Annotated in this window: 2 protein-coding genes and 1 tRNA gene; 2 read left to right on the top strand and 1 reads right to left on the bottom strand. The window is 56.1% G+C overall.

Going from position 1 to position 2,685, the window contains the following annotated elements; genetic code table 11:
• Positions 1 to 19: 19 nt before the first annotated feature.
• Positions 20 to 655, bottom strand: coding sequence for a TetR/AcrR family transcriptional regulator (locus tag ACESY8_RS10810; RefSeq protein WP_007491560.1), 636 nt, complete (start codon positions 653 to 655; stop codon positions 20 to 22).
• 236 nt (positions 656 to 891) lie between these two features.
• Here ACESY8_RS10810 and ACESY8_RS10805 point away from each other — a divergent pair.
• Together ACESY8_RS10805 and ACESY8_RS10800 are read left to right on the top strand one after the other, a co-directional pair.
• Positions 892 to 965, top strand: a tRNA-Gly gene (locus ACESY8_RS10805).
• 444 nt (positions 966 to 1,409) lie between these two features.
• Entirely contained in the window at positions 1,410 to 2,495 is a 1,086-nt protein-coding gene (locus tag ACESY8_RS10800) for a DUF3048 domain-containing protein (RefSeq protein ID WP_024724188.1), read from the top strand.
• The last annotated feature ends 190 nt before the right edge of the window (positions 2,496 to 2,685 follow it).

Raw genomic sequence — 2,685 nt, 5'->3', positions numbered from 1 at the left:
CGGGGCCCCGCTTTTTGGATTATGCGTTGACCTTGGTGATAGAAGCCAGCAGCAGGCGGGTGCCGTGCTGGAGAAACTCCTCCCGGGACAGACCGATGGTCTTCTGAATATATCCCTCCCGGATATCGGCGGTATGCACCATGCCGGACAGGGCGGACCAGAACAGCAGAACCGTCTCCATAGGGGGAAGCTGAGAGCGCACCGCGCCCTCCGCCGCACCGCGTACCAGGAAGGCCGCCAGCTCCTCGTCGATCTCACCGCTCACGCGCAGGATATCCGCAACTCCCTTCTGAGTCTCGTCCGCCTCCTGCACCAGAGGCATCGTGCCCGTAGCGGCATCATAAGCGGTGGGATTTTCATCGTAGAACCGGACGATGGAGCGGCATACCGCGTCGTAGGCCTGATACCAGTCGCTGTGGCTCTCAATGGCCTCGTGAATCTTCTTTTTCAACAGAACCATACCGCTGAGGAGAATGGCATTGATGATCTCCTCCTTGCTCTGAAAGTACACATAGAGGGTGGCCTTGCTGTACTCCGCCTCCCGCGCAATGTCATCCATCGTCGTCTTTTCGGTACCCTTCTCGGCAAATAGCCGCTCGGCGGCCGCTAGAATAGAGCCCCGGTGAAACTCCGTCAGCGCCTGCTTCTTACTCATCACGTCATTCCAGCCTTTCCAATTCAATAATCAAACTTCTGGTTTAGGAAATGATATCATGATTTTCGTTCTATTGCAAGCAGATTTTCAAATTTTCAGTTAGAAGAAAGAAAAAATCACCGAGATAATTATATCGAACTATGCCGAAAATGCAACCCTTAATTTTTGCCTCTCCTCTGTAAAATTCTCTTGCCAAACCGGGAAAGATATGCTATACTTTTTTAGTCGACTGAATTGCAGGGTTAGTACATCGGTAGTGCATCGGCTTCCCAAGCCGAGAAGGCGGGTTCGACTCCCGTACCCTGCTCCACATCGGAGCAAGCTTTATATTGCTTGCTCCGATTTTTTTATAAGTCAGAGCAAGCTCACGCCGCTGTGCGGCGGTTTCGTTAAGGGGAAATATCAATTTTAACCGCCCCTTCCAAAAAAGAAGGACATCTGTAAGATGTCCTTCTTTTTGCGTCTCGGCCGCACGAAGCGTCCACCGGTCTTTTGCCCAAACGAAGCAGCCTCCGCCCTCCCTTGCAGTAACTTTTTTCCTCAGAAAAGAGCAGGCCGGGTGTCTGCTTCCAACACCCGGCCGCCCTCATAGGAAAGAAGAGGATACAATGAAAAAGACTCTGTCTCTTGCAAGGAGTAGAATACCCGTTTCATGTTACAAAAGCATGCAAAAATCGTTACGGGAGTATTAAATCTTGACGGAGCCTCCCCAAAAGCGTATCATAGCTGCATAAGGACAATGGAGGAATTTGGTATGGCAAAAAAAGTTCTGCCGGCTGTGCTGGCGCTCATTCTGCTCCTCTCCGCATGCGGGAGCAGGCTTCCCTCCCCCACCGGCACCCCGGCACACCAGGAGCCCTCTCCCACTGTGGCCCCCACACCGGAGTCCACCCCCTACGACGGACCGGTCAGCCCCTTAAGTGGCCTGCCTATGAGCAAAGAATGGGTCAACCGCCGCCCGGTGGCCATCATGCTCAACAATCTGAAAGAGGCCCTTCCCCAGCTTGGCCAGTCCCAAGCTGACGTGATCTACGAAGTACCGGCCGAGGGCGGCATCACCCGCATGCTGGCCGTCTACCAGTCCTTGGACGGTGTTGGGAAAATCGGCTCCATCCGCTCCGCCCGCCCCTACTATCTGGAGCTGGCCCTGGGACACGATGCCATCTACATTCACGCCGGCGGCAGCGAGGATGCCTACGCCAAAATCCGCCAGTGGGGCGTCACCGCCCTCGACGGAGTCAACGGCCCCTACATGAGCAACAGCGAGAACGGAAATCTGATGTGGCGGGACCCGGAGCGGCGCAAGAGCTACAGTCTGGAGCACACCGTCGTCACCACCGGGACCTCCATCATCGAGCGTCTGCCCACCTACGGCCTCCGTCTGGAGCACGAGGACGGCTACCGTTGTCAGATGAACTTTGTGGAGGATGGCACCCCGGCCGGCGGCGCTGAGGCCCCGCGGATCACCGTCCCTGTCTCCCACTATAAAACCGGTGTATTTACCTACGATCCCGACAGCCGGCTCTACCGGGTGGAGGAGTATGGAGAGCCCTATGTAGACGGCGACAGCGGTGAACAGGTGGCCGTCACCAATGTGATAGTCCTCAAGACCGCCTGCCGTTATACCGGCGACAGTCTGGGCCACATCACTGTGGACCTGTCCAGCGGCGGGACGGGCTACTTCGCCTGCGGCGGCAAGGTCATTGACCTCACGTGGAGCAAGGACTTCCCCGACGGCCAGCTCCAATACTATGACCTGAGCGGCTCCCCCATCTCCTTCGGTGTGGGGCGCACCTATGTTGTCATCGTCCCCCTGGATTGCGCGGTCTCCTTTGAATAAAGTCAGAGGGCCCGCTGAGGCGGTCAATAAGCCCCCCTGCTAAAGCGTTCGGAGGGAAGGATAGTATGAAAAGGAACCGTCAGGGTTCCCTTTCATGTTTGATCAAACGACTTTTTGAAACGCTTTCAGAGTTTGAAAAAGTCCAGCAGCCTGTCGGAAAGTCCTTTCCGACAGGCTGCGCGGGGGCCCC

Origin of the sequence: Clostridium sp. ATCC BAA-442 (assembly GCF_964239415.1) — a bacterium.
GTDB classification, from domain to species: domain Bacteria; phylum Bacillota; class Clostridia; order Oscillospirales; family Oscillospiraceae; genus Flavonifractor; species Flavonifractor plautii.
Note: the sequence above shows the minus strand (reverse complement) of the source record. Positions and strands in the feature narration are given on the sequence as shown.